At 69.3% G+C, this 21,244-nt stretch carries 14 protein-coding genes and 1 tRNA gene; 3 read left to right on the top strand and 12 right to left on the bottom strand.

All coding sequences use genetic code 11. The features are described from left to right. The 4 genes from KL771_RS14625 to KL771_RS14610 all read right to left on the bottom strand — a co-directional run. A partial coding sequence (locus KL771_RS14625; protein WP_261969282.1) for a 3-methyl-2-oxobutanoate hydroxymethyltransferase occupies positions 1-1,167 on the bottom strand: 1,167 nt, incomplete at its 3' end. A gap of 862 nt (positions 1,168-2,029) precedes the next feature. After that, positions 2,030-2,106, bottom strand: a tRNA-Pro gene (locus KL771_RS14620). A gap of 222 nt (positions 2,107-2,328) precedes the next feature. Continuing rightward, on the bottom strand, positions 2,329-2,964 hold the full coding sequence (locus KL771_RS14615) for an MT-A70 family methyltransferase (protein WP_261969281.1): 636 nt from the start codon (positions 2,962-2,964) through the stop codon (positions 2,329-2,331). Between the two features lie 236 nt (positions 2,965-3,200). Next, positions 3,201-4,517 carry an amidase gene (locus tag KL771_RS14610; RefSeq protein WP_261969280.1) on the bottom strand — a complete coding sequence of 439 codons (1,317 nt, stop codon included), beginning with the start codon at positions 4,515-4,517 and terminating at the stop codon, positions 3,201-3,203. A 477-nt stretch (positions 4,518-4,994) separates the two neighbouring features. On the opposite strand from KL771_RS14610, the gene KL771_RS14605 reads away from it, so the two are divergent. Together KL771_RS14605 and KL771_RS14600 are read left to right on the top strand one after the other, a co-directional pair. Continuing rightward, on the top strand, positions 4,995-6,701 hold the full coding sequence (locus KL771_RS14605) for an MFS transporter (protein ID WP_261969279.1): 1,707 nt from the start codon (positions 4,995-4,997) through the stop codon (positions 6,699-6,701). A 211-nt stretch (positions 6,702-6,912) separates the two neighbouring features. Continuing rightward, on the top strand, positions 6,913-8,136 hold the full coding sequence (locus tag KL771_RS14600; protein WP_261969278.1) for a polysaccharide deacetylase family protein: 1,224 nt from the start codon (positions 6,913-6,915) through the stop codon (positions 8,134-8,136). 52 nt (positions 8,137-8,188) lie between these two features. Here the strand turns inward: KL771_RS14600 and KL771_RS14595 are convergent, their stop codons facing one another. The 8 genes from KL771_RS14595 to KL771_RS14560 all read right to left on the bottom strand — a co-directional run bounded on the left by KL771_RS14595 (position 8,189) and on the right by KL771_RS14560 (position 18,016). After that, positions 8,189-9,658, bottom strand: coding sequence for a bifunctional serine/threonine-protein kinase/universal stress protein (locus KL771_RS14595; protein WP_261969277.1), 1,470 nt, complete (start codon positions 9,656-9,658; stop codon positions 8,189-8,191). A gap of 50 nt (positions 9,659-9,708) precedes the next feature. Beyond that, positions 9,709-10,449 carry a metallophosphoesterase family protein gene (locus KL771_RS14590; protein ID WP_261969276.1) on the bottom strand — a complete coding sequence of 247 codons (741 nt, stop codon included), beginning with the start codon at positions 10,447-10,449 and terminating at the stop codon, positions 9,709-9,711. 210 nt (positions 10,450-10,659) lie between these two features. Beyond that, the gene (locus KL771_RS14585) at positions 10,660-11,583 is read right to left on the bottom strand and encodes a hypothetical protein (protein ID WP_261969275.1); all 924 of its coding nucleotides are present in this window, start codon (positions 11,581-11,583) and stop codon (positions 10,660-10,662) included. A gap of 27 nt (positions 11,584-11,610) precedes the next feature. Continuing rightward, on the bottom strand, positions 11,611-12,786 hold the full coding sequence (locus tag KL771_RS14580) for a hypothetical protein (protein WP_261969274.1): 1,176 nt from the start codon (positions 12,784-12,786) through the stop codon (positions 11,611-11,613). A gap of 284 nt (positions 12,787-13,070) precedes the next feature. After that, positions 13,071-13,976: a sulfotransferase gene (locus KL771_RS14575; RefSeq protein ID WP_261969273.1), complete on the bottom strand. Its 906-nt coding sequence runs from the start codon at positions 13,974-13,976 to the stop codon at positions 13,071-13,073. A 107-nt stretch (positions 13,977-14,083) separates the two neighbouring features. After that, positions 14,084-15,328, bottom strand: a complete 1,245-nt coding sequence (locus tag KL771_RS14570; protein WP_261969272.1) for a COG3904 family protein — start codon at positions 15,326-15,328, stop codon at positions 14,084-14,086. Positions 15,329-15,623: 295 nt separating this feature from the next. Next, entirely contained in the window at positions 15,624-16,415 is a 792-nt protein-coding gene (gene pcaD, locus KL771_RS14565; RefSeq protein WP_261969271.1) for a 3-oxoadipate enol-lactonase, read from the bottom strand. Between the two features lie 146 nt (positions 16,416-16,561). Continuing rightward, positions 16,562-18,016 (bottom strand): aldehyde dehydrogenase family protein, encoded by a 1,455-nt coding sequence (locus KL771_RS14560; protein ID WP_261969270.1) that lies wholly within the window; start codon positions 18,014-18,016, stop codon positions 16,562-16,564. A 378-nt stretch (positions 18,017-18,394) separates the two neighbouring features. On the opposite strand from KL771_RS14560, the gene KL771_RS14555 reads away from it, so the two are divergent. After that, on the top strand, positions 18,395-21,223 hold the full coding sequence (locus tag KL771_RS14555) for an autotransporter outer membrane beta-barrel domain-containing protein (protein WP_261969269.1): 2,829 nt from the start codon (positions 18,395-18,397) through the stop codon (positions 21,221-21,223). Positions 21,224-21,244 lie beyond the last annotated feature (21 nt).

The raw sequence follows: 21,244 nt of genomic DNA, 5'->3' as shown, positions 1-21,244 counted from the left end.
GGGTGCCGGGGGCGGGGCCGGGTGTGGCGCCGGCGGGGGCGGGGAAAGGTGGACGGGGGGGGCTGCCGGGAGCCGCCGCACCGGTGCCGGTGCGGGCCTGACCGGCGCGGGTTCGGGCGCCGCCGGGCGCATCTCCTCGATCGCCTCGGGCTCGGCAGGCTCGACGGGTGGCGGTGCGGCCGGCCGGCGGGCGGGTGCCGGCGGCACCGGACGGGCCTCCGCGGTCGGACGCGGCACGACCGGTTCGGGAACGGGCGCGACCGGCTTGGGCGGCAGTTTGATCGATCCGGTCGCCGCCGGGGTTGTGCCGGCTGGGCCGCTGCCGGCGAGGCGGCTGCCGGTTTGGGTGTAGCCGGTTTGGGTATAGCCGGTCGGGCCGATGCCGGTTTGGGGCATGCCGGTCGGGCCGATTCCGGTCTCGATCGGCGCCGTATTGCGGGTCTCGACCAGCCGTACCGCCGGACTGCGCGAGCGGTTCGAACTGCGCACGTTGGTCAACATCGACATGAAGTCGAGATCGGTCAGGAATTGCCCATCGCAGACCGAGGCCGACTCGTCGCCGATCACCGGCACGCCGACCGTGCGCGCCAGTTCTTCGGCCAGGCTGTCCTCCGAGCCGGTGGCCAGGACCGCGAAAGCCCCGGCGCTGGCAGCGGCCTGCGCATTGTGGGCGACCTGCAGGCGGCGCCAATCCGGATCGTCGGACTCACTGACGTGCGAGCGCCGCGGGGTGCCGATCTCGGTCAGGCCGAGCACCGGAATGCCGCTGTCGGCGAGCAGCCGGATGATCTCGATGGTCTCGACCTCGATCGCCAGCGCGATCCCCGCACAGCCGACCGACTCGATCAGGAACTCGGCATCCTGCAGGGCGCGGTCGGGCGTGTCCTCGCAACATTTGGCCGGCAGTTCGACCACCACGGCGGCTCGGCGCGACGCCCGCATCACCGCCTGTCCGTGCGCCACCATCAGGTCGAGCGAGACATCCATCGGCCGGTCGATGCCGTGGATCGTGGCGACGAGCCCGCAATCAACCAACAGCATGTCGACGTAGGAATCGATGATCCGAGCGAAAGGCGCCGTCGACGCTCCGGCGGCGACGATTCGACGCCGCCCCTTGCGATCCGTCAATTCGCCGAGCGCGTTTCGACCATCCGCCGGGTTACGCATGACCAATCGGTATATCCTGGCCGTGGCTACTTGAACGTATCCGTCTGCCTCGATCGGCATCTGGACGCGGCGCCGGACCAAACCGGGCCAGCGGCAGGGAAGCTACTGCATCGGCTGGCAAAAGAAAAGCGCCCAACACCCGCTGCATAGCTCGGTGCGGAAAGGCTGCACCCGTGGTAGGGCAAATCCCCGGCATCCTGTCCGAAAGAATTTCCGGCCGCACCATCTGCCTGACGTCTTGCTTCCCGAACGGCGCCCTGTCGTGAAAGATATGTCAAAGCCCGGCGGATCGGCGTGATCGGTGCCGGCGGCGGCCGGCATACCTGCCGCCCGGAAGAGTCCGCGATCGATTCCGCTTGCCCGCGCGGCGGCAGCGGGCGTCGTAATCTATCGACGAATTGCATACAGATTATCTCAACTTTATGCCGGCCAGTCCTTCGGCGGCCGGCCTTCGGCCCGTCCGCCATCGCGCCGGCCTCGTGTTCGGCGAAAGTCGCAACGCGCGAGCCGGTCTGTCCACCGCTTTGTTGGGTCTCAAGGCCGGCCCGGAGGGGACGGTGTCGACCGAATCAGCCCGCCGGGCCGCACAGCCGGATCGCGTGAGGTCATCGGGGAAGAGGCGCCATCGGGGAAGAGGGGCCAACGGGGAGGAGGGGCCAACGGGGAGGAGGGCGCGGGAACCCCGATCGGCCTGCGCCCCGGAGCCCATCATCGAGCCCTCGCGGCTCGCTGCGGCGACGGTGCCTTCGGCATCGACCGGTCGATTCGCGTCGGCGGCCGGGACGGTCGACCGATCGCAATCGCGCCGGGGTATCCAAATTCGTGCCAGAAAAGGCTCCCTCGGGAAAGGAGCGGAAGCGATTGGTCGGAGTGGAGTGATTCGAACACTCGACCCCCTCGTCCCGAACGAGGTGCGCTACCAGGCTGCGCTACACTCCGCCGTCGCTTGCGGGGCGGTTTATAGCGACGCGACTCCGACCCTGCAAGCGGTATTCTGCACCTTTTCCACGATCGCTTTGCATGGCTGTGACAATCGGTGCCGCCCTGCCATGCGTCGGCCGCCGGTGCGGCGCCGAAACGCGGCGCTTTCCGCCACGCAATCGATAAATGAGGGGTTCGGCTTCACGAGACGGATGGGGACCATCCGTCTCGATCGAACCACTAGACCCGATCGGCGGCGGAATGGTTGGCGTAGGTGTCCCAGGTCGGGGCATAGCCGTCGTCGGCCTGGTTGCCCCAGACGGTCCATCCCGGACGGGTGCCGCGGCTGAAGAGTTCGAGGCGGGGGCCGGGCGAGCACGCCTCGATGAGTTCATACTGCTCGTCGGGCTTGCGCGAATGCTCGCGCTTGCGGGTGCCGATGTAGTTGATCTGGGAGCGCCCCGGCGGCAGGGTCCGGGCATTCCGGCCGCGCACGCCGAACAGGATCAGTTCGGTCACGTTGCGGAAGTAGAAGCCGACACCGCGGCCGTCGGAGCCGCCGTCCTTGCGCAGCTTGTGCCAGACCAGATTGGTCTTGTAGGCAAAGCCCCAGGCCCGCATGACCGCGAGCCCCTCCGGCAGCAGCGCATTGGGGACCCAGAGATAGAGATGTGCGGTTTCGGCCGCGGCGGCTGCGACCGGCAGCGCCATGATCGCCTCCAGGGTCATGGTGCCGTAGCGCGACAGTCGACGATGTTCGGGGGCGACCTTGCCGGTGCGGTTCTCGAACTGCCAGGGCGGATCGGCCAGGATGGTGGCGAAGCGCCGTCCGGCGACCAGGGCGGTCAGATCCGCCGCCGCATCCGCCGCTGGCATTGGCCCGCCGCCGGGTGTCTGGCCGCCGGGTGTCTGGCCATCGGGTGTCTGGCCGTCGGGGGATGCAGTGGCCGCCGCCGTCGGGGCGGGGCCTGGGACGGCATCGGGCGGGTCCGCGGGGGCCTGGTCGAGAGGGGCGGGCATCGGCATCCGGATCGGGGCGGCGCCGAATCGCGCCGATCCGGCAGTCTATGCGTTCCGCGGCCGGGCGGGAGACGTCCGCTTGCGCCCGCCGGTCAGGCGGTGCGCGGCGACGGCTGCAGGACCGGCTCCAGGGCCGCCGCCAGCGCCATCAGGTCGTGGTCGCGGCCGCGCCGGCCGACCACCATCAGGCCGACGGGGAGCGGCTGGCCGATCTCGATGGGCAGCGAATAGGCCGGCAGGTCGAACAGGTTGAAGATCGCGGTGTTGCGCAGGGCCGTGAGATTGGCGCGGGTGAAGGCCGCGTCGTCGCCGACGAGTTCGGCGATCACGGGCGCGACCGCCGGCACCGTCGGGGCGATCAGCGCATCGAAGGGCGCGAAGGCCGCGTCGGCTGCGGCCTTGGCGGCTTCGCGGGCGCGAATCATGCCGACATAGGTCGCGCCGGAGGCCGCCGCGCCCTTCTCGATCCGGGCCAGCACCCGCGGATCGAAATCGCCGGCCCGGTCGCGCAGGTTGTGGCGATGGATATGGGCGGCCTCGACCGCCGTGATGGTCACGTCCTTCTGGATGGCGAGCGGCAGGGTGACGATATCGTCGAGATCGACCTCGAACAGGCGGACGCCGGCCTTGGCCAGCAGGCCGAGTGCGGCCTCGACGGCCGGGCCGACGATGCCGTCGAGATCCGAATAGAGAAAGCCGCGCGGCACGGCGAGACGCAGGCCGTCGGCGGCGACGGGCCGGGCCGGCGGAGCGGCGACGCCGCTGAGGACCGCGTCGGCCGCGACCGTATCGGCGACCCTGCGGGCGATCGGCCCGATCGTGTCGAGCGTGTAGGAAAGCGGGAAGGCGCCCTCCGTCGGCACCCGGCCGCCGCCCGGCTTGAAGCCGACCAGGCCGTTGAAGGCCGAGGGGATACGGATCGAGCCGCCGGTGTCCGAACCGATCGCGATGTCGGCCCAACCCCGGCCGACCGAGACGGCAGCCCCGGAGGACGAACCGCCGGGCACGCGGGTCGGGTCGGCAGCATTGCCGGGCGTTCCGGTATGGGGGTTGATGCCGATGCCCGAATAGGCGAACTCGCTCATCGTGGTCCGGCCGACGATGACGGCGCCGGCGGCGCGCAGCCGGCGCACCACGGGCGCATCGGCCTTGGCCGGCGGCAGGTCGCGATTGATGCGCGAACCCGCCGTCGTGATCTCGCCGGCCTCGTCGAGAAGGTCCTTGATCGAGACCAGAGTGCCGTCGAGCGCGCCGAGCGAGAGGCCGAGCCGGGCTCGGGCATCGGCGGCGTCGGCCGCGGCGCGCGCCGCCTGGGCATGGACCTTCGCCATTACGGTCGGCGCTGCGGCGCCGCTGCCGGCAATGGCGTCGAGTACGGCTTCCAGGCGGTCGCGGACCTTCGTCGGCATCGGTATCTCCCTCGGATTGGCGCAGGACCATCGGGGACGGCGTGCGGGCGGTCAAGCGGCCCCTGTCGCCGGTGCCACACGGAGCCGAGCGGTCGGCCCGGCCTGGAATGCGGCCTTCGGTTGCCGCCGTCGATCGTCGATCGTCCGGAAATATTGCAATGCAACATTCCAGTCAGTGCGGTGCAATATCATATAATGCGTCGCAGCAAAGAGAAGCCGACGAATATCTTTGATAAACGATGTGTTAAAATCGCAGATCTTCTGCCCAATGTCGTGCACTCATCGCATGACAAGACGGTGCGACCGATTCTCGCTGCCCGAGAAATAGCCTGTCTGCCTCTGCGTGATCCCTACTTACGTCGCATTGAGGGTGACGGAGGCCCCGAAGTAAGGTCCGGTCACTGCGACCTCCGATTTTCGCGCGAGCTGCTTTCAGAAGGCGGCCCGGGGTTGCTGTTTTCGACGAGGGGAACGCCCATGAGCATGAGTTCAAGCGGATCGGGGGCTGCCGCGCGCCCGATGAGCAGCGAGGAGAAGCGCGTTATTTTTGCGTCTTCCCTCGGCACTGTCTTCGAGTGGTACGACTTCTACCTGTACGGTTCGCTCGCCGGCATCATCGGCGCGCAGTTCTTCAACGTCGCCGGGCCTGACGGCAAGCCGATGTTCGATCAGGCGACGCGCGACATCTTCGCGCTGCTCGCCTTCGCGGCCGGCTTCATCGTGCGCCCCTTCGGCGCGCTGGTGTTCGGACGCATCGGCGACCTGGTCGGTCGCAAATACACCTTCCTGGTCACCATCATGCTGATGGGCCTGTCGACCTTCATCGTCGGCCTGCTGCCGTCCTCGTCCCAGATCGGCATCTGGGCGCCGATCATCCTGATCTCGCTGCGCCTGATCCAAGGCCTGGCGCTCGGCGGCGAGTATGGCGGTGCCGCCACCTATGTGGCCGAGCATGCCCCGGCCGGACGGCGCGGCTTCTACACCTCGTGGATCCAGACCACCGCCACGCTCGGCCTGTTCCTCTCGCTGCTGGTCATCCTGGCGACCCGGACGATCTTCGGCGAAAAGGAGTTCGCGGCCTTCTACTGGCGCGTGCCGTTCTGGGTCTCGATCGTGCTGCTCGGCATCTCGATCTGGATTCGCCTGCAGCTGCAGGAATCGCCCGCCTTCAAGAAGATGAAGGAAGAAGGCACGCACTCCAAGGCGCCGCTGACCGAAGCCTTCGGCCAGTGGAAGAATGCCAAGATCGCGCTGATCGCGCTGCTCGGTCTCGTCGCCGGCCAGGGCGTGGTCTGGTATACGGGTCAGTTCTATGCGCTGTTCTTCCTGCAGTCGATCCTGAAGGTCGACGGCTACACCGCCAACCTGCTGATCGCCTGGTCGCTGCTGCTCGGCACCGGCTTCTTCGTGGTCTTCGGCTGGCTGTCCGACAAGATCGGCCGCAAGCCGATCATCCTGCTCGGCTGCGCCATCGCGGCGATCAGCTACTTCACCATCTTCCAGCGTCTCGCCGAGACTGCGAACCCGACCCTCGCCAAGGCGATCGAGACCGTCCAGGTCAAGGTCGTGTCCGACAAGGCCGATTGCGGCGACCTGTTCAATCCGGTCGGCACCCGCATCTTCAAGTCGTCCTGCGATCTCGCCCGCGACTTCCTGGCCAAGTCTTCGGTCAAATACGCCACCGAGTTCGCCGCCGGTACGACCCCGGCCAAGATCGTCGTCGGCACGACGGAAGTCGCCTTCGACACGACCAAGCTCGCCGACAGCCAGAAGGCGGTCACCGGCGCCCTGCAGGCGGCCGGCTATCCGAAGGCCGGCGATGCGTCGATCGTGAAGATGGCGACCCCCTTCGACATCTTCCGTCCGCAGGTCTACACGATCATCGGCTACCTGTTCATCCTGGTCCTGTTCGTGACCATGGTGTACGGCCCGATCGCGGCGGCCCTGGTCGAACTCTTCCCGACCCGCATCCGCTACACCTCGATGTCGCTGCCCTACCACATCGGCAACGGCTGGTTCGGCGGCCTGCTGCCCGCCACCGCCTTCGCGATGGTGGCCCAGACCGGCGATATCTACTACGGCCTCTGGTATCCGATCGTGATCGCCGTCTTCACCGTGGTGGTCGGCCTGTTCTTCGTGCCGGAAACCAAGGACCGCGACATCTTCACCTATCGCGGCAACTGAGGCCCCGGCCTCACCGCCTGACGGTTCGCGCGGGCCGCCCCTTGGGGCGGCCCGTTTCGTTTGGGAAGCGCCCAAACGAGACGTTCTGTTGCCTTTGCGTCATGGATCCGCCGCGCGGCGTCGGATAGTGGGAACCGGCGGGCCGCGCCCGCCTGCCGATTCCTGCCGCCGGCCCCCCAACCGGGTCCGGCGCGCCTGCGGGATCCGAATCATGCCGCTTGTCCTGCCGACCGTCCGGGATCGTGCCGTGCTCCGTCACGCTCCCAAACACCTCTCTGCCCTCGCCGGTGCGGTGCGGGCGGGGCTCGCCGCCCTTGCGCTGCTGCCGCCGGGGCCGGCCGGAATTGCCGCGGCCGAGGAAGCCTGCTGGGCGCCCGAATCGTTCCGGCAGAGCGAGCGCGACCGGCCGATCCGCACCGGCATCGCCGCCGCCCGGGTGGCGCTGCCGACCGAAGACCCGGCCCCGCCGCCGGAGGGCTTCCGGCCGATCGACGGCGTCGTTCGCCGGGTCGACCTGCCGCCGGGCGCGCCGAAGATGATCGCACTCACCTTCGACCTGTGCGAGACGCCCTTCGAGGTCGCCGGCTATCAGGGCGCGAGCGTCGACACGCTGCGCGCGAACGGGGTGCGGGCGACCTTCTTCGCCGGCGGCAAGTGGATGCTGACCCATCCGGACCGCGCCGGGCAGATCGCCACCGATCCGCTGTTCGAGATCGCCAGCCATTCCTGGGAGCATCGCAACTTCCGGATCGTGACCGGCCGTGCGATGCTTGACGAGATCCGGGGGCCGCAGTCCGCCTACCAGCGTCTGCGCGACGGCCTCGCCGCACGGCAATGCGCCCCGCGGCCCGGCCGCGACCTCGCCGCCGCGATGCCGGAGCGGATGGGCCTTTTCCGGTTTCCCTTCGGCGCCTGCAGCCGGGCGGCGATCGAGGCGGTCGGCGCGGCGGGCCTGATCCCGGTGCAATGGGATGTCTCGTCCGGCGATCCCGACCGCCATCTCTCGTCGGCCGCCATGGTGTCCAGCGTGCTGCGGCGCGTGCGGCCGGGTTCGATCGTGCTGTTCCATGCCAATGGCCGCGGCTGGGCCACCGACGACGCCCTGCCGGAGATCGTCGCGCGCCTGCGCCAGCAGGGCTACGTCTTCGTGACCGTCGGCGAATTGCTGGCCTATCCGGGCGCGAAGCCGGTCGTAGCCGCGAGCTGTTATGACGAAACGCCGGGCGACACGGATCGCTATGACGGCCTCGCGCGCCTCCTGGACGGGCGCAGTGCCCTCTTTGCCGCCCGCACCGGTACGCCGGCGGGTGATCGCGCCCCGGCCGGGGCGGTGTCTCCGGCCCCGTCGCGGCCCGCACGGTTGGCGAAGTCCGTTCTGCGCGTGCATCCGGCGTCGCCGGCCGCGCCCGGGCCGCTGCCTGTCGAACGACCCTGAGCCGAACTGCCCGGGCGACCCCTGGGGCGACCGCCGGTGCCGGGGTCCCAGTCTATCCGCCGACCGGTTCGGCCGCCGCGGCTGTTGCCGTCGCCGCCTCGGCCTCCGCGCGGGCGGCCGCTTCCTCCTGGCGCTTCAGGCGGACCACCGTCACCGAGCAGAAGGCTTCCGCGACGACCTGGGCGGAGACGCTGCCGAGATGGCGGCGCAGGGCCGAGGAGGCACGGGCGCCGATGACGATGTGGTCGACGCGGTTGTGGGCGGCGTAGTTGAGGATCGCGGCGGCCACGTCTATGGCTTCGATGACGTGGAAGGAGACCTTCTCCTCCGGCATGTCGAGCGGGCGCGCCCAGTCCTTCAGCGCGACCAGACGCCCGACATAGGCCGGCCGGCCGGCGGCGTCGACCGCCTCGTCCTCGCCGGCGAGCTTCGTTTTCAGCACCGTCACGCAGGCGAGCCGGGCGTCCTTCTCGTGGTCGAGCACGCGGGCGAGATGCACGCGGACCTCGTCGGAGAGCGCATCGCCGCCGGTCGAGAGATCGACGGCGGCGAGCACCACCGAGGCCCCGGACAGGCGCGAGGCGATCGACGGCTGGAACGGCAGCGTGCGCGGCTTCGACGGCAGCACGGCGCGCAGCAGCCGGCGCCAGATCGTCTCGCCCGCTTCCGCCTTGCCGCGCTCGGAGATGACCACCTGCTCGGGATGGCGCAGGTCGAACATCAACTGACCGGCCGAGGCGTAGCGGCGGGCCGGATCGACCTCGAGGCAGCGCAGGATCACCTCCTGCAGCCAGCGCGGGATCGAGCGCGAGACCGAACGCGGCGGCGGCGGCGCCTGATAGATGCGCCGCTCCATGCCGGCGCGCGTGCCCGGCTCGCCGAAAGGCTTCCGGCCGGTCGCCAGCTCGTAGAGGATGCAGCCGAGCGCCCAGATGTCGCTGGCCGGATTGGTCCGGTCGCCGAGGATCTGCTCCGGGGCGATATAGGCCGGCGTGCCCATCGGCAGGCTGGATTCCTCGCCGAGCAGGTCGGGCAGCTCCTCGTGCCGGGCGAGGCCGAAATCGATCAGCACCGCGCCGCGCTCCGCCATGATGATGTTGCCGGGCTTCAGGTCGAGATGCACCACCTTCTGACCGTGCAGGTCGTCGAGCGCGGCGGCGATGTCGGCCCCGATCAGCGAGACCGTCTGCCAGGACAGCGGCGCCCGTTCGACTTCCGCCTGCAGGCTGGTGCCGGTGACGAACTCCATGGCCAGATAGGGCAGGGTCTCCAGATCGCCGGAGGCGACGAAGCGCGGCACATGGCGGCCGCTCAGGCGCCGCATGATCATTTCTTCGACTTCGAAGCCGATGATCGCCGCCACGTCGTCGCCGGGCGCGATGAACGGCACCTTGAGCAGCAGCGGAAACTTGATGTCCGGCCGCGTCGCCCGCCAGATCGCCCCCATGCCGCCGGACGGCAGCCGTTCGGTCAGCCGGAAGCCGTCGATCACCGCGCCCGGTACCAGTTCGTTGATCGGCACGCCCCGTTCCCCCTGTTCCGCCGCGCCGGTTCCGCACGAAGCGGATCGCCCTACCGGCCTTCCTTCAGCCGGAGACCGAGCCATTCCGGCAGGTCGGCCGCATTGATCTTGCGCAGGGTTTCGTCGATCTCGTAGGGGACGCGCATCATCGCGATCGACTTCTCGTCGGTATCGAGCAGACCCCAGCAGGCATTGGGATTGCGGTCGCGCGGCTGGCCGACCGCGCCGACCACAGTGACCCAGCGGCGCGCCGGCAGCAGCGGCACCGGCTTGTTGGCGAGCGGCCGGAAATGCTCTGCCGGCCGGCCGCCGATCGAATGGAACAGGGCCGGGACATGCGTGTGGCCGCAGAAGATCAGGCGCTGGGCGGAGGCGGCCAGACAGGCCTCGGCGGCCGCGCGGTTGTCGATATAGTGCCATTCCGGCGGTTCCGCCGCACTGGCATGGACATAGAGCCGATCGTCCTCCGCGACGGAGAAGGGCAGGGTGCCGAGCCAGGCGCGGGCGTCGGCATCGAGCACCTTGTGGGTCCATTCGATCGCGATCCGCGCCATCTCGGACATGCCGCGCTTGGGCTTCACCGCATAGTCGTCATGATTGCCGCGGATCACGACCGCGCCGGTCTCGACCAGACTGCGGACGCGATCGACGATATAGGCGGGATCCGGGCCGTAGCCGACCAGGTCGCCGAGAAAGACGTGGCGATCGATGCCGACGGCGGCGGCGTGGTCGAGGCAGCTGTCGAGCGCCTCGCGATTGCCGTGGATGTCCGTGAACAAGCCGATCCGCACGGCGATACCCCCCCAAGGTCCGCCGCGCATCCTGACGGAAGCCGGCGGCCGTTCCCCTGCCTGCCCTTGGCCGCCTCTTCTTGCGAGAGCGTCAGCCCGATTGCGTGCCCGTCGGACCCCCGCGGGTCTGCTTCGCCGTCTCCGGCCGGCCCCCCGGTCCCGTCCGGCCGTTCTTTGCCGTGTCCACCGGCGGCCGTCGTGCAGTGCCGGTCAGGCGAACAGGAAATCGCCCGCCGGCACCGGCATGTAGCGCTCGGCGATGGTGCGGTTGGAGGCAGCGTAGCGCCGGGTGAGCTCCGCGCGCAATTCGTCCATCGGCGGCCTGAAGGGGCCGTACTCGCCGATCGGCAGCACCGATTTCAGCCCGAGCAGCACATGGTGGATGTCGCGCGGATTGGCACCCTTCTCGCCCATCCGCTCGGCGACGACCCGCGCCACGTCCATGGCCGGGCCGGACAGCGACTTGTTGGCGACCCGCGTCTCGAAGCTCACGTCGTCGAAGCGAGCGCGGGCGATGCCGAGCGCCTGCTCGATGAAGGTCATCACATAGCCGCGGAAGTCGTCGCGGATCGGCTCGTAGGGCAGCACCACGACCCGCTCCCGGCCGTGCCGGGCGACCAGCCCTTCGACCAGCGTCAGCCAGTCCATGCCGTTGATGTCGATCTCGCGCTTCCAGTAGTCCTCGAACGTGCAGTCGACCCGGCCATGCTCGATCCGGTGCGCATAGCAGGAGGCGAGAAAGCTGTCCTGCCGGCGGACCGTCAGAACGACCCTGTAGTCCGGATAGGCGGTGAAGAAATCCGACAGCACGAAGGCGCGCGGCAGCATCCGCTTCCACGACCGTTTCGCGGTCGGATACATCAGAAAGCCGGTGCAGCCCTCATCGCTGATCAGGAACTGCTGCATGCCGGCGGCGCGGCTTTCGACATAGGCCTCCTGCGACGGCTTCCTGAACCGGTCGAAGAAGCCGGCCTTCTCGCGCCGCACGATCCGGCCGACCGGACCCTGCTGGAAGTCGCGGGTCGGCTCGTAGGCGACGCCCTCGCGGTTGAGCGCCGCCATCATGCCCCTGAGCGTGATCTGCAGCGAGGTCGTCGCCGTCTTCGGCGCCCCGATGTGGAAGATGAGCTTCATGGGGATTGCCTCGCCCGACCGTCCAATTCAACCGAGCCCGACGGCGCGCTTGGCCTTGTGCAGCATGCGGATCGCCTGCCGCGCCGGTCCCGGCAGCCGGCTGCGGCGCTTCTCCACCTGCATCACGTCGCCGAGCGCCTCCTCCAGCGCGCGGGCGACATCCTGCAGGGTCTCCGTGTTCCAGGCCGGCGCGGGCGCCTCCGCCGGCGGATAGGCATCGGCGAACAGGCCGGGATCGCCGGTCACCCCGCGCAGCCATTCGATGTCGGCCATCGACTTCGCCCAGATCGTGTCCAGAACCGGCTTGGGCAGGGCCCATTTGGTGCCGCGAATGTCGCGCACCGCCTGCCGGAACGGATAGTTCGAACTCGGATGGCGATAGCGGTCCTGGGCTTCGATCAGGTTGGCCAGCGTCTGCGGAACCGCGCTGCGCGGCGGGGCGCCCTCCGCGGCGCGCAGGCGGTCCTCGACCACGTCGTAATGCGCCTGGATCAGCAGCAGGGCCTCCATCGAGGCGCCCTTGTTGCTGAAGCTCTGCTTGAGGATGCCCGGCACCTCCGGCCCCGCGCCGATCGCGGCGCAGAAATCGGCCATCAGGTCGCCATTGACCATCCGCTTGCGGTCGAACACGCGGATGTCGACATTCTCGCGCCCGAACACTTCGATATAGGCTTCGATACCGGCACGGTATTCCGGCATGATCGCGCAGTTTTCCGGGTCTTCGTGCAGGGCGGCGACCAGTTCGGCCAGGGTGTGGCCGCGCTTCATGTTCTCCTGGGCGCGGCTGGACGCCCAGGTGGTCGGATCGCGCACATAGACGACGATGCGGATCTCGTCGAAATAGGGTGACACGAAGTCGCGAACGCGTTCGCACTGCCGGCGATTGTACTTGACCAGGCCCTGACCGCTGATCACCACGGTGTTGGCGCGCGGCTTGGCCAGGCGATCGCGCAGCGTGCCGAGGACGAGTTCCGGATCGTAGTCGGTATCGCCCTTCTCGACGCCGAGAATGCGGGTGATCTCGCCCTTCAGCCCTTTGGCCGAATTCTTGACCACCACCGTCATCAGCTTGGAGTGGTTCTGGCCCATGTCCAGATAGTCGATGCCGTGAGCGACCAGCGCATCGCGCGAATCGTCGAAGGTCGCCTCGATCGAGGTCGAGCCGGTCTTGGTCATCCCGATATGGAGGACGAGCCTGGCCATCGCTTCACTCCGCTGCGGACCGGCAGCCCATCGGTGCGGCGGCGGTGCGCCGCAAGCCCCGGGTCGCGCCCGATCCGGTTCGGCGCGCCCCGCCGAACCGGGCGAAAACGCACGGTTTGCGCGGACGGACGCCATCGTCAGTCACCGAGCATGCTCTATTCGACGCCGCCCGCCTTGGCAACCGAAAGTCCCGGCATCCGGCCGCCGCCCCGGCCCGACCTTCGGCCCGTGCCGGCCGTCGTGCCGGCCTGCGCCGGGACGATGCCGATGCCGGACCGGTCCCGTCACGCCGCCGCGTCGGGCGCGCCGTCCGGGTGGGCAGGCCCGTCGAAGCGGTCGTCGAAGCGGTCGTCGAAGTCCTGGACGACGAGATTGCGCTCGGGCGCGGCCGCATAGCCGTAGAGCCGCATGACGCCGGCGGTCATGGCGTAGATCGCGTGAAAGGCGGCGAGCGGCATCGCCTTGTATTTGTCCTGCGAGCCGGCATGGATCGGTTCGCCGAGCCGGATGCCGCCATGGCCGATCGCGTCGGCGGGATAGCGCTCGTGCGCGCGCAGCACCGCGTCGTCCCAGGGCAAACCCAGCCAGGCGAGCAGCCTGCGCATCGGCGGCTCGGGATCGCGCACGAAGGTCTCGTAGCGCAGGATCGGTCCGCCGCGCCCATGCGCCTCGAGCATCTTGCGCGCCCAGAGCACCGCGATCGCGCCGACCGGATCGGTTCGGTTGGCAAAGGGCGCCATGCGCGCGTCGATGCCGCGCGACCAGCGCTCGATCTTCTCGCGCAGGTCGATCGCCGTATCCGACCACTGGAATTCCCTGCCCCTGAGCCGCCGGACCAGCCGGCCCAGCGGCGTGCGCTCGGCCTCCTCCTCGGCGGCGACCTCGACCGCCGCCAGGCTCGTCACGATCGAGAAAGGGTTGCGGGCCAGGACAAAGCCCGGGCACGGAAAGGCATGCGTCCAGACCGCGTTCTTGACCACGATCACGCCGCCCTCCGGAGGCCGGTCGGTGCCGAGCACGGGATCGTCGGCGCCGATCGTGATCGCGCCCTCGTTGCGGATGCGAGCGACCAGGGCCTGTTCGAGGCGGCTGTTGCGGGCATTGAGATCGTGGGCGACGCGGATCATCGGATGCGCGGCCAGCGCGCGCAGCACCATCGTCTCCCCGGACCGGGAGAAGCTGTTCAACATGAAGATCCGGTAGGCCTGCATCTCGCCTGTTGCCCGATGCCCGTCTACTGCGGCGGCGCCGCCGCCCGCGATCCCCCCGGCTCTGCTCGCATGGCCGGGCGTAGGCGTCAATTGTTCTGGCCGAGGAAGGTGCGCAGCAGGCCGGCGGCGTCGCGCTCGGGCAATTTGAGGATGCCATCCAGAATGGCCGCGATGGCGACGCAATAGTCGGGGCGGTCGGGGAGGGCGATCTCCGCGCGGTCGAGCAGAGCGAACTGTGCCGGCGTGATCCGGCCCTCGACGATCCGACGCAGGGCGATCATCACGCGCGCCTGTCCGGATTTGGACAGCGTTCGGCCGGTCGCCGGTGATTGCAGGATCGCCACCAGCGCGTCCCGCTCGTCCCGCTGGGCCTCTTCCGACAGCTGCGCGGTCACCGCCGGCGAGCTGCCCGCACGCATCACCTGCCAGCACATCCCCGGATCCTTTGCCCGCAATTCCGCGAACTGGCGCGCAATGGCGCGTCCGAACTGCAGGATCGGGCCGTCCGGCGCGTTGGCGAAGCGCGGCTGGACCAGTTCGTGAACGCGCAGGCTGACCATGCCGAACAGTTCGTCGCTGGTCGCGCCGCGCCCGTAGAGCTTCGCCACGCGGCCATAGAGTTCGCGCGCCTGGACCGGTTGGCTGCGTTCGAGGGCCGAATAGATCGGCGAGGATTTTCGGAATTCCTCGCGCACCGTGGCGGGCGTGACCGAGACGCCCCAGCCGGAGGCGGAAAAGCGGCCGCCATCGACATAGCCGGTGACCACGCCCGCGGCCGTGAGTTCGTCGCGGGTCGGCGTCCAGAGATCCGCGTGCGGCACCTTGAGGCCGCGCTCCACCAGCGCCTTGTTGAAACCGGCGGCGTCATAGGCACGGCGCAGTTCGTCCTTGGCGATGCCGACGCCCGCGAGCGGCCCGCCCTCGTTGACCGGTTCGTGGAAGCCGATCCGTGCCGCGTCGAGCGCATAGCGCTCGCGTCCACCCGCGAAGGCGACGGTGCAGGCCGAGAAGCAGATATTCGCCACATAGGTATCGAGCTTGCGGCCGCGGAACAGCTGGAACAGGTCGAGGCCTTCCTTGACCACGCCGCCGGTGCTGTTCAGGTGGACGACCGTCACGGCCGGATGGGCGGCCAGCAGTTTCTCGGTCCGCTCCGCGATGCCGGCGCGCAGCCCGCCGGCGATTTCGAGTTCGGTCCCGCCGCGCATGACGCGCAGCCTGAAGTCCGGGATGGTGTCGTCGGCTGCGGCCGTGCCGGCGGCGAACAGCATGACCGGCAGAAGGGCGGATGCGCCCCACCGGCGCACCGGGCTGCCACGATGCTGCGCCACGCCGCCTGTCCCCGGCATCGCCGCGCGGCGTCCTCTCCTGGTCACTGTCGTCTCCGCCGAAATCCGAAGTCTGTCGATCGCGGGCTGCGCCCGAAGAGCCTCGCCCGGAAAGCCGCGCCGGCCGCGCGGGGCGGTGGTCGCCGGCAGCCGGGTCCGGCATGCGGGGTGTCGACGCGGACCCGCCCAGTGTCGATGCCCGGCGCCAAGACTAGGGAGCCGGAACCGGCTTGTCACCGTCGGGCCGGGCTTCGTCCACCGCCGTCCGCGCCGACCCTGCCGGCGCCGGTCCGGGGGACTATTGCAGCAGGCCGGCGACGAAGCCGGCCACCAGTTCGGCCGTCCGTTCAGGGGCCTCGACCGGAGGCAGGTGGCCGGGTCCGTCGAGCAGTTCGAAGCGTGCGCCCGGAATCAGCGCGGCGGTCGCGCGGACCAGGTCGGGCGGCGTTGCGAGATCGTTGGAACCGCAGATCGCCAGCGTCGGCACGCCGAGCGCGGCGGCCTCGACGCCATAGTCGGTGTCGCGGATGGCCGTGCAGGAACCGATATAGCCTTCGACCGGGGTGCGGACCATCATGTTGCGCCAGCCGAGCACGTCGTCCGCGCGGCTGTCCCGGAACGCGGCCGAGAACCAGCGTTCCATCACCGCGTCGGCGATGCTTTCCAGTCCGCCCGACCGGATCGCCTCGATGCGCGCGTTCCAGCTTTCGGCCGTTCCGATCCGGTGGGCGGTATCCATCAACACCAGCGCACGGACCAGGTCCGGCCGGGATGCGGCGAGACCCTGGGCGATCAGCCCGCCGATCGACAGCCCGACCACGACCGCGCCGGTGACGCCGAGCGTGTCCAGGAGGGCGGCGAGATCGGCGACATGGTCGTCCATCGCATAGGGGGCCGGGAAGGATTCGCTGAGGCCGTGGCCGCGCTTGTCGTAGCGGACGATGCGCAGGCCCTTGGGCAGCAGCGGCAGCATGGCGTTCCAGACCCGCAGGTCGGTGCCGAGCGAATTGGCGAACACGACCGGCAAGCCGCCGTCCGGGCCGTCGACACAATAGTGCAGCCTCGTGCCGCCGGCATTCATCATGCGCATCGTGAACCTCCCGCCTGCTCCGCCAACCCCGACCGTTCTATCCGCCGATTCGGGCGCCTGTCCGGCCCCCGGCCGGGATAGGCACCGAGGCCTTCGTCTTTTCCCCAGCGTCGTCCGGCCGTGGTTCCGACCGGCCGGATCGCCGGTCAGCCGTGATGGGCGGCGACCGTCTTCAGCGCCGAGAAGCCGTACAACGCCTCGAAACCCTTCTCGCGGCCGTGGCCGGATCGGCCGACGCCGCCGAACGGCAGTTCCACGCCCCCGCCGGCGCCGTAATTGTTGAGGAACACCTGGCCGGCCCTCAATCTGCGGGCCAGCCGCATCTGCCGCCCGCCGTCCGCCGTCCACACCCCGGCGACCAGTCCGTAGCCGGTGCCGTTGGCGATGGCGACCGCCTCGGCCTCGTCGTCGAACGGAATGACGACCTGGACCGGACCGAAAATCTCCTCGCGTGCCAGGACATGGTCGGGCGAGACGCCGGCGAACAGCGTCGGCGCCACGTAATGGCCGCCGGCCGGGGCGTTTTCGATGACCTGCCCGGCGGCGGCGCGGTCGAGGCCGGCGCCATGGGCGAGATAGGCCGAAACGATCGCCTTTTGCCGCTCGGAGATCAGCGGACCCAGGTCAAGATCGGCCTCGGCGGGGCCGACCCGCAGCATCTTGTAGCGGCCGGCCATCCGCCCGACCACCTCGGCGAAGCGCGACCGCTCGACCAGGATGCGCGAGGAGGCCGAGCAGGTCTGGCCGGCATTCTGGATGCCGCCATTGACCAGGAACGGCAGCGCGCGGTCGATATCGGCATCCTTGAAGAAGAGTTGCGGCGACTTGCCGCCGAGTTCCAGGGTCACCGGCACGGTGTGGCGCGCGGCCGCCATCTGGACCAGCGTGCCGACCGGATTGGACCCGGTGAACGAAATGTGGTCGATGTCCGGATGGCCGGCCAGCGCCTCGCCGGCCTCCTCGCCGAGGCCCGGCACGACGTTCAGAGCGCCAGCCGGCAGGCCGGCTTCCGCCGCGATCGCCGCGAAGGCCAGCGCCGTCAGGCAGGCTTCCTCGGCCGGCTTCAGCACGCAGGCATTGCCCATCGCCAGCGCGGCCCCGACGGAACGGCCGACGATCTGCATCGGATAATTCCACGGCACGATATGGCCGGTGACGCCGTGCGGCTGGCGCAACGTATAGACCGTGTAGCCGTCCAGATACGGGATCGTCTCGCCCATGATCTTGTCGCAGGCGCCGGCATAGAATTCCATGTAGCGGGCCAGTGCGATCGCGTCCGCGCGCGCCTGCTTCAGCGGCTTGCCGACATCCATCGCCTCGATGGCGGCGAGATCGTCGATCCGGGTCGTCACGATCTCGCCGATCCGCGCCAGGATGCGCCCGCGCTCGGCGGCGGACAGCCGGCCCCAGGGGCCCTGCAGCGCCGCGCGCGCCGACGCGACCGCCGCATCCACGTCGCCGGCCGAGCCGCGCGCGATCGAACCGACGATCTCGCCATGAGACGGGTCTTCCAGCGGCAGGCGCCCGCCGCCCTCGGGTTCGAGCCAGGCGCCGTCGATGAAGCACTTGTCGATCGGATACCAGATGCGGTCGAGCGCCATGGAGTCCCCCCCGGGAGTCTTGTTGCCGTGCAGTCTTGGACTGTCGAGGCGGCGCGGTCAAAGGGGGAGGTGGGGATCGACCGTCTCCGGACGGCGCGCTTCATCGGCATTGCTGCCATGCGCGGAGCCCGGTCCGACGGCCCGCCATCCCCTGTCGGGAGGCAAATGCCTTGCGGCGCGCCCGATCCCGGCCGCGAGCGTGCCGTGCTGGGGTCCCGGGTTGTCGAGAGGAACCGTGTGCGAAAGCTGTGAGTGTGTCGCGGACGCGCTTCCCGCGCGGAGATACACTTTGTAACGTTTTGGTAATCTGCACCGGGAATCGCCCGGGTTGCGGAAGGCCGGTGCGCCGTCGGGCGATGCCGGCCGTCAGGGGGGACTATGAATTCCAGGTCGCGTCGTTTCGAGCCGGTCGCACTGTCGGGGCGCAACCGGGGGCTGCTGCCCTTGGCCACGGCCTCGATGGCCCTGGCGCTGTCGGCCGTCGGCGCCGAGGCCGGATGCACCATCGACAACGCCACGGTGGGCAGCTGTGATTCCAGCGGCGTCACCGTCACGGCCGGGTTCGGGTCGTCCACGCTGACGGTCGACGGGGTCAATTCGATCGGCATCTTCTACAGCCCGCCGCCGAACACGCCCTCCGGCACCTTCACGCAGACCCTGACGGTGACCGGCGGCAGCGTGCTCGACAGCACGGGCGGTCAGAGCGGCGTCAACGGCGGCAGCGGCATCTCGATGGTCTCGACCGGGTCGGGCAACAACGCCAACGTGACCCAGAACTCGACCGCGATCATCGAAGCCGGCGTCGTCATCGATTCCCACGCCCGCTACGGCGGCGCGGTCTTCCTGCGCAGCGAAGGTGCCGGCGATGTCGTGATCGACAATTCCGGTATGGTCACGGCGGTCGGCATCCACGACGACAACACCCCCTTCACCAATGCCGAGGTGGAAGACGGCGCCGTCGTCGACGGACTGACCGCGACCACCCATCTCGGCGCCGCCACGGTGATCAACCGCGGCTCCGTCACCGCCATGAGCGGCCGCGGTCTTTATGCGGACGGCAACTTCGCGGCCGCCACGGTCGACAACAACGGCTATGTCACGGCGATCAACGCGCCGATGCAGACCTCGTCGATCCGGAACATGGCCGGCGCGACGGTCGAAGCCCAGCTCGCCGGCGCCCGGGCGATCGCCTATTACGGCCTCGCTTCGGTCGACAATGCCGGCACGGTGCATTCGGTCACCCGCCAGGCCCTGGTCGCCTGGTCGAAAGCCGGCGACGCCATCGTCGTCAATTCCGGCACCGCGACCGCCGACGACCGCAATGCCGTGCAGGCGGCGACCGAGCGCGGCAACGCAACCATCATCAATTCCGGCATCGTGTCCGCCTCGATGGCGCCCACCGATACGCTCGGCGCCGACTATGGCTATTCGGGCCTGCGCGCCAATGTCGATTTCGCCGGCACCGTGACGATCGTCAATTCCGGCACGGTTACCGCCGCCTATGACGCGGCAGTGGTGGCCCATACCCCGTCGGTCGATGCGACGGTGACCAATTCCGGCACGCTGAACGGCCTTTCGGGCGTCTTCATCTCGAACGGGGCCGGTCAGGGCACGATCGACACGATCAACGACACTGCGGCGGATACGGTCGGCAGCAACACCATCGCCGGCACGGCCCGGCTCGTGAATTCCGGCAGCATCGCGGCCGTGAACTATGGTGCCTACCTGGATGCGACCCACACGGTCGTCAAGAATTCAGGGTCCATCACAGCCAGCATCGGCACCGGCGTGGTCACCAATGCGACCGTGTCGGCGGTCGTCGACAACAGCGGCACAATCTCTGGCGAGGCCTATGGTGTCGATGCCTATTCGGCGACGACGGTCACCAATCGCGGTACGATCAGCGGCAGCGCCGGGGCGGCGGTCCGCTTCAACGCCAATGGCAACCGCCTCAACGTCTATGACGGCTCGGCCTTCGAAGGCGGCATCGCCTTCCAGAACACGACCGGCAACCGGATCAGCTTCTATACCGGCAGCTACACCCTGGCGGTGCAGGACTATCTGCTCGACCAGAACACCATCAAGCTGCGCGGGTCGGCCCGCACGCTGATCACCTCCGGCCTGAACGGGGCCGGCACCGGCGACATCCTGGTGGTCGACACCAGCGGCAGCACGGCGGTCGACCGCTCGGCCGCGGTGATGCAGAATCAGGTCTCGGGCGTTCTGCGCGACATCATGGATTTGGACACCGAGCGCGGGGCCGCCGTCCTGCCGCCGGCCGGTTCCGGCGGTGCGCTGGGCTATGCGGCGGAAGGCAAGCCGGCCGCAAGCCCGACCCTGCGCGTCTTCAACGACGGCCGCGGCCAGTCGGTCGCGGTCGATCCGGCCGGCACGCTGTTCTGGATGCGTGGCTTCTACGGCACGCGCGACCAGAGCGCCGACGGCGCGGCGGCGGGTTCGGATGCGCATCAGTACGGCACGCTCGCCGGTGCCGATCGCGTCTACGAGGATTGGCGGATCGGGGCCTTCGGCGGCGCCGGCCGCACGTCGAACACGCTCTCCGACGGTTCGGCTTCGCTTGACGCCGACATGGCGTTGGCCGGTCTCTATGCCCGGCGCAGCTTCGGCATGCTGGCCTTCGACGCGTCGCTGACCGGCGGATACGTCTGGGCGGATGCCGAGCGCCGCATCGGCGGCGGCGATGTCGCCAAGGGGTCCTTCGACGGCCGCTTCATTTCGCCGGAACTGGCCCTCTCGGCCAAGTATGCGCTGGCGCCGAACTGGACCCTGCGCCCGAGCCTCGGCATCCGCTACGTGGCGACGCAGTTCGACGGCTACACCGAATCCGGCTCGTCGCAGAATGTCCGCTACGACAGCCGCAGTTCGCAGAGCCTGGAGGAGCGCTTCGACGCCCGTCTCGGCTATCGGATCGATACCGGCGCCGGCCAGCCCTCGACCGTTTGGATCGGCGGCGGCGCGACCGCGACCCAGTGGTTCGACAAGGGTGGCTACGGAGCCTCGGTGTCCGGCGCGGACTTCACCGTCAAGCCGGTCGGCGACAAGACCGTCTATGGCGGATCGCTGGCGGTCGGCTTCGACCTCAAGCTGTCCGGTTCCGCCAGCCTGTTCGGCAGCTTCGAACATGCGCAGTTCACCGACCGGTCGCGCACCGACGTGGCGCGCGGCGGTTTCAAGGTCGCGTTCTGAGCGGATCGAGTGCAACCGGGG

It is taken from the genome of Prosthecodimorpha staleyi, from assembly GCF_018729455.1.
Taxonomy (GTDB): domain Bacteria; phylum Pseudomonadota; class Alphaproteobacteria; order Rhizobiales; family Ancalomicrobiaceae; genus Prosthecodimorpha; species Prosthecodimorpha staleyi.
This window is presented reverse-complemented; position numbering and strand designations above follow the sequence as displayed.